At 66.2% G+C, this 5632-nt stretch carries 4 protein-coding genes; 3 read left to right on the top strand and 1 reads right to left on the bottom strand.

Annotated elements, in window-relative coordinates:
• The first annotated feature begins 87 nt into the window (after nt 1–87).
• Both ftsH and glmM read left to right on the top strand, forming a co-directional pair.
• On the top strand, nt 88–2013 hold the full coding sequence (gene ftsH, locus ACIPIA_RS09380; RefSeq protein ID WP_400508838.1) for an ATP-dependent zinc metalloprotease FtsH: 1926 nt from the start codon (nt 88–90) through the stop codon (nt 2011–2013).
• Nucleotides 2014–2173: 160 nt separating this feature from the next.
• Entirely contained in the window at nt 2174–3517 is a 1344-nt protein-coding gene (gene glmM, locus ACIPIA_RS09375) for a phosphoglucosamine mutase (protein WP_400508836.1), read from the top strand.
• 123 nt (nt 3518–3640) lie between these two features.
• On the opposite strand, the gene ACIPIA_RS09370 is transcribed toward glmM, so the two are convergent.
• On the bottom strand, nt 3641–4408 hold the full coding sequence (locus tag ACIPIA_RS09370) for an SDR family NAD(P)-dependent oxidoreductase (protein ID WP_400508835.1): 768 nt from the start codon (nt 4406–4408) through the stop codon (nt 3641–3643).
• 133 nt (nt 4409–4541) lie between these two features.
• Here ACIPIA_RS09370 and ACIPIA_RS09365 point away from each other — a divergent pair, with 133 nt between their 5' ends.
• Nucleotides 4542–5579, top strand: a complete 1038-nt coding sequence (locus tag ACIPIA_RS09365) for an L-idonate 5-dehydrogenase (protein WP_400508833.1) — start codon at nt 4542–4544, stop codon at nt 5577–5579.
• Nucleotides 5580–5632 lie beyond the last annotated feature (53 nt).

Below are 5632 nucleotides of genomic sequence, written 5' to 3'. Positions count from 1 at the left end.
CTTGGCAAGGGCGAACGCCGCTCCTAGATTAGTCGAGGAAACCCTTGGCCTTATCCGGTTGGACCGGCAGGCCCGATCGGACTGGTGATGAATCCGAATTTTCGCAATTTTGCCCTCTGGGTGGTGATTTTTCTGCTGGTCCTGGCGTTGGTGACGCTGTTCCAGAGCCCGAGCCAGCGCTCGAGCACCAACGAGATTCCCTATAGCCAGCTGATCAACGAAGCCGAAGCCGGCCGCGTCTCCAACGTGGTCGTTGCCGGGCAGGAGATCTCGGGCACCTTCTCCGATGGCCGCAACTTCGTGACCTATGCGCCCTATGGCGATCCGAACCTGCTGAAGACCATGGCCCAGAAGGGCGTGCAGGTCTCGGCCCGTGCTCCGTCCGAGGGCACCCCGTGGTTCATGGCACTGCTGGTCAATTCGCTGCCCTTCGTCATCTTCATCGGCCTGTGGATCTTCATGTCCCGCCAGATGCAGAACGGCGCCGGCCGCGCGATGGGCTTCGGCAAGTCGAAGGCCAAGCTGCTCACGGAGGCGCATGGCCGCGTCACCTTCGAGGACGTCGCCGGCATCGACGAGGCCAAGGAAGACCTGCAGGAGATCGTGGAGTTCCTGCGCGATCCGCAGAAGTTCCAGCGGCTCGGCGGGCGTATTCCGCGTGGCGTCCTGCTCGTCGGCCCTCCCGGCACCGGCAAGACGCTGACGGCGCGCGCCGTCGCCGGCGAGGCCAATGTGCCGTTCTTCACCATCTCGGGCTCGGACTTCGTCGAGATGTTCGTCGGCGTCGGCGCGAGCCGTGTCCGCGACATGTTCGAGCAGGCCAAGAAGAACGCGCCCTGCATCATCTTCATCGACGAGATCGACGCGGTCGGCCGTCATCGCGGCGCCGGCCTCGGCGGTGGCAATGACGAGCGCGAGCAGACGCTGAACCAGCTCCTCGTCGAGATGGACGGCTTCGAGCCCAACGAAGGCGTGATCATCATCGCCGCGACGAACCGTCCGGACGTGCTCGATCCGGCGCTGTTGCGCCCCGGCCGTTTCGACCGCCAGATCGTCGTGCCGAACCCCGACGTCGCCGGCCGCGAGAAGATCCTGCGCGTCCATGTCCGCAAGGTGCCGATGGCGCCGGATGTCGACCTCAAGATCCTGGCCCGCGGCACGCCCGGCTTCTCGGGCGCCGACCTGATGAACCTCGTCAACGAGGCGGCGCTGCTGGCGGCCCGCCGCGGCAAGCGCATGGTCACCCATGCCGAGTTCGAGGACGCCAAGGACAAGGTCATGATGGGCGCCGAGCGCAAGTCGATGGCCATGTCCGAGGAGGAGAAGAAGCTGACCGCCTATCACGAGGCTGGCCATGCGATCGTCGGCCTCTACGTCCCCGCCGGCGTGCCGGTGCACAAGGCGACGATCATCCCGCGCGGCCGCGCGCTCGGCATGGTCAAGTTCCTGCCGGAGGGTGACCGCTACTCGATGAAGTACAAGGAGTTCACCTCGCAGCTCGCGGTCGCCATGGGCGGGCGCGTCGCGGAGGAGATCACCTTCGGCAAGGAGAACATCACCTCTGGCGCCACCGGCGACATCCAGCAGGCGACCAAGATGGCCAAGGCCATGGTCACCCAGATGGGCTATTCGGACGAGCTCGGCATGGTCGCCTATGGCGACAATCAGGAGGAGGTCTTCCTGGGGATGTCGATGGGCCGCAGCCAGTCGCTCTCGGAGGCGACCGCGCAGAAGATCGACGCCGAGGTCAAGCGCCTCGTCGACGAGGGCTATGCCGACGCGAAAAAGATCCTGACCGAGCACCACGAGGAGTTCGTGCAGGTGGCCGAGGCGCTGCTCGAGTTCGAGACGCTGACGGGCGAGGAAATCCGCGATCTCATCGCAGGCAAGCGCCCTTCGCGCGATCTCGACGACACGCCGCATGCGCCGCGCGGTTCGGCGGTGCCGAGCGCCGGCAAGGGCCGCAAGCGTGGCGAGCCCGATGCCGGCATGGAGCCGCAGCCGCAGGCCTGAGCCCGCAGCAAGGATCAAGGAAAGGGCGGCCCCGTGGCCGCCCTTTTCGTATGGGTAGCCGCCATGTCACGTTCCGTCATAATTTGTGAGAAGGCGGAAAGTTCTTTTGGTTATAGAACGCCGACAATCGGGCGTTGCAGCCCCTCGGAATCGAGATCCTATGACGCGCAAATATTTTGGAACCGACGGCATTCGTGGACGGGCCAACGGCGTCATCACGCCTGATCTCGCCATGAAGGTCGGCCAGGCCACGGGGCTTGCCTTCCGCCGCGGCGAGCATCGCCACCGGGTCGTGATCGGCAAGGACACGCGCCTTTCCGGCTACATGATCGAGTACGCGATGGTCGCCGGTTTTACCTCGGTCGGCATGGACGTGATGCTGCTCGGCCCTATGCCGACGCCGGCTGTCGCGATGCTCACGCGCTCGATGCGCGCCGACCTCGGCGTGATGATCTCGGCCTCGCACAACGCCTATGAGGACAACGGCATCAAGCTGTTCGGGCCCGACGGGTACAAGCTCAACGATGAGGTCGAACGGGAGATCGAGGCGCTGATCGACGCGGACCTCGGCCCCCGCCTGGCAACCTCGCCTCTGCTCGGGCGGGCCAAGCGCATCGATAGTTCCGATGCTCGCTATGTCGAGTTCGCGAAGCGGACGCTGCCGCGCAATCTGAGCCTGGAAGGCCTGCGCATCGTGCTCGATTGCGCGAATGGCGCTGCCTACAAGGTTGCCCCGCAAGCGCTATGGGAACTGGGCGCCGAAGTCATCACCATCGGCGACGAGCCGGATGGCTTCAACATCAACCAGGAGGTCGGCTCGACCCATCCCACCGCGCTGATCGGCAAGGTCAGGGAACTGCGTGCCGATGTCGGCATCGCACTCGACGGCGACGCCGACCGCGTGCTGGTCGTCGACGAGCACGGGCATGTCGTCGATGGCGACCAGCTGATGGCCGTGATCGCGCGCAGCTGGATGGAGGACGGCCGCCTGTCGGCGCCGGGCATCGTCGCCACCGTGATGTCCAATCTCGGTCTGGAACGCTATCTGGCGGGGCTTGGCCTGTCGCTGGCGCGTACGGCGGTCGGGGACCGCTATGTGCTGGAGCACATGCGCAACCACGGCTTCAACCTCGGCGGCGAACAGTCGGGCCACATCATCCTCTCGGATTTCGGCACGACCGGGGACGGCCTCGTTGCGGCGCTGCAGCTGCTCGCCGTGGTCAAGCGGATGGACAAGCCGGTCTCGGAAGTGTGCCACTGCTTCGAGCCACTGCCGCAAATTCTCAAGAACGTGCGCTACAAGACCGGAAAGCCGCTCGAGGAGCAGCCGGTCATCAGTGCCATCGAGGCCGCGAAGCAGCTTCTGGGGGACAGCGGGCGTTTGGTGATCCGTCCATCGGGGACCGAGCCGGTGATCCGGGTCATGGCCGAAGGCGATGACCGGGATCTGGTCGAGCGCGCGGTGGACGATGTCGTCGATGCCGTGACGAAGGCGGCGGCCTGAAGCTGCGCCTTCAGGCTCGGGCCAGGCCCGGGCGATTCCTGCCGGAGGGGCTCCGGCCTTCTCTCGCCATGAGATTCTCGGGCCTGCGCAGCGCTTTGCCCGAGATCGAGGTTTGGGCTTGCCTCACACCACCGCGGTCAACCCGCCATCGACCATCAGCAGATGGCCGTTGACGTAATCCGAGGCGGGAGCCGACAGGAAGATGGCGGCGCCGACGAGTTCCTTAGTCTCGCCCCAACGCCCGGCCGGCGTGCGGCTGGACACCCAGTTCGAGAAGGCCTCGTCGGCGATCAGCGCGGCATTGATCTCCGTCGCGAAATAGCCGGGGCCGATGGCGTTGGCCTGGATGTTGTGCTTGCCGAGCTCGGCGGCCAGCCCGCGCGTCATCATCTTCACAGCGCCCTTCGAGGCGGTATAGGGGATGATGGTGGCGCGGCCGAGCTCGCTCATCACCGAGCCGATATTGATGATCTTGCCGCGCTTGCGCGGCACCATCCGCTTGGTCACGGCCTGGGTGACGTAGAACACCGAATGCAGGTTGGTGTTCATCACCTCGTGCCAGCCCTCGACCGGGAACTCGGTGATCGGCGCCCGTTTCTGCATGCCGGCATTGTTGATGAGGATGTCGATCGGCCCGATATCGGCCTCGATCCCGGCGATGCCGGCCTCCACGGCTTTCTGGTCGGTGACGTCGAAGGCCGCGACGGACGCCTTGCGGCCGGCCGTCGCGAGCGCCTGCCGGGCGCGTTCGAGCTTGGCCTTGTCACGGCCGTTCAGCACGACATGGGCGCCGGCCTCCGACAGGCCTTCCGCGAGCGCGAGCCCGATGCCCTGGCCGGAGCCGGTGACCAGCGCGATCTTGCCTTCGAGACTGAACAGCGACAGCGACATGGCGTATCCTCCCGGAGTGCTTCGGTTATGGGCAAATTCGGTTTGCACGAAGCCTGCATCCTTCGGTAAGCAGGTTTCAATCGATTAGACAATGGTCGCGAGCCTGATATCGCGGCAGAAGCGGGAGCGAGACATGCGGGCCGTCGTCATTCATGCAGAGAAGGACCTGCGCGTCGAGCCGACCACGGCGCCCGAACTCGGGCCACGCGACGTCAGGGTCAGGATCGAGGCCGGTGGCATCTGCGGCTCGGACCTGCACTACTATCTTCATGGCGGCTTCGGCACGATCCGCGTGCGCGAGCCGATGATCCTCGGCCATGAGATCGCCGGCCGGGTCGAGGCGGTCGGTGCCGAGGTCTCGCGGGTGAGGCCGGGCGACCGGGTCGCGGTCAACCCGAGCCGGGCTTGCGGCCGTTGCCGCTATTGTCAGATGGGGCTGCAGCAGCATTGCACCGACATGCTGTTCTATGGTTCGGCGATGCGCTTCCCCCATGTGCAGGGCGGCTTCCGTGACGTCCTGGTGATCGAGGAGCGGCAGGCGGTGCAGGTGGCGCCGCATGTCACCGCTGCCGAGGCGGCCTTCGCCGAGCCGCTGTCGGTCTGCCTGCACGCCGCCAAGCGCGCCGGGCCGCTGCTCGGCAAGCGCGTGCTGGTGACAGGGGCGGGGCCGATCGGCGCTCTCACCATCCTCGCAGCGAAGGCGGCGGGAGCCTCCGAGATCGTCGCCACCGATGTCGTCGACGGGCCGCTCCCGATCGCGCGCAAGATGGGTGCGACCGCGACCGTCAACGTGGCCGCCGAGCCGGAGCGGCTGAAGTCCGAATATGGCGCCGAGAAGGGCGCGTTCGACGTGATGTTCGAGGCCTCGGGCAATCAGCATGCTCTGACCGGCGCCTTCGATGTGGTGCGGCCGGGCGGCGTCATCGTCCAGATCGGCGTCGGCGGCCAGTTCACGCTTCCGATGAACGTGGTCGTCGCGAAGGAGTTTGAGCTGCGCGGCTCCTTCCGCTTCCACGAGGAGTTCGACTGGGCGGTGGCGATGATCGGCTCCGGCCGCATCGATCTCTCGCCGCTGCTGACGGCGACGATCCCGGTGGACCGGGCCGTCGAGGCATTCGACCTTGCCGCCGACAAGTCGAAGGCGATCAAGGTGCAGCTCGATTTCGCGTGAGGCGGAGCGACGGACCATTCTCGGCCTGCGTCTGCGGGCCCGAGAACGGCTGA

The organism is Allobosea sp. CER48 (genome assembly GCF_044752385.1).
GTDB lineage: Bacteria > Pseudomonadota > Alphaproteobacteria > Rhizobiales > Beijerinckiaceae > Allobosea.
This window is presented reverse-complemented; position numbering and strand designations above follow the sequence as displayed.